General features: G+C 49.1%; 1 protein-coding gene. It reads left to right on the top strand.

All coding sequences use genetic code 11. The annotated features are described in order from the left end of the window. Window positions 1–513: sugar ABC transporter permease (locus NE664_13240; GenBank protein ID MCQ4727596.1), on the top strand; the 513-nt coding region annotated here is incomplete at both ends.

Below are 513 nucleotides of genomic sequence, written 5' to 3'. Positions count from 1 at the left end.
CCTGACGAACGGCATGCAGGGAAAGAAGTTTTTCCGAAGCGTGATTTATCTGCCGAACCTGGTATCTGCGGTTGCCATGGGTACCATGTGGCTGTATTATGCGCTCAGTAAGGAGAGCTACGGTCTGCTCAATACGATTATCGGCTGGTTTGGCGGCGGTAACGTCATGTGGACGGATCCCCATCATAAGTTCTGGAGCATGTTAATTGCCTATTGCTTTGGTATGGTAGGATACCATATGCTGATTTTTATGAGTGGTATCGAACGGATCAGCGCGGATTATTATGAGGCCGCTTCCATCGAGGGCGCCAACGTGTTTAAGAAATTCTGGTACATAACATTTCCCCTGCTCCGCGGATCGATCCGTACGAATCTCGTTATGTGGACAGTTTCCAGCGTAGGCTTCTTTATCTGGGGCCAGGTATTTGATCCGGTCAACTTATCTGAACAGACGGTTATGCCGCTGAATTACATGTATGAGCTGGTATTCGGAGCGTCCAATGCAGTCCAGGC

It is taken from the genome of Anaerotignum faecicola, from assembly GCA_024460105.1.
Classification (GTDB): domain Bacteria; phylum Bacillota; class Clostridia; order Lachnospirales; family Anaerotignaceae; genus JANFXS01.
The sequence above is the reverse complement of the archived record's forward strand: the minus strand, read 5'-3'. Positions and strand labels throughout refer to the sequence as shown.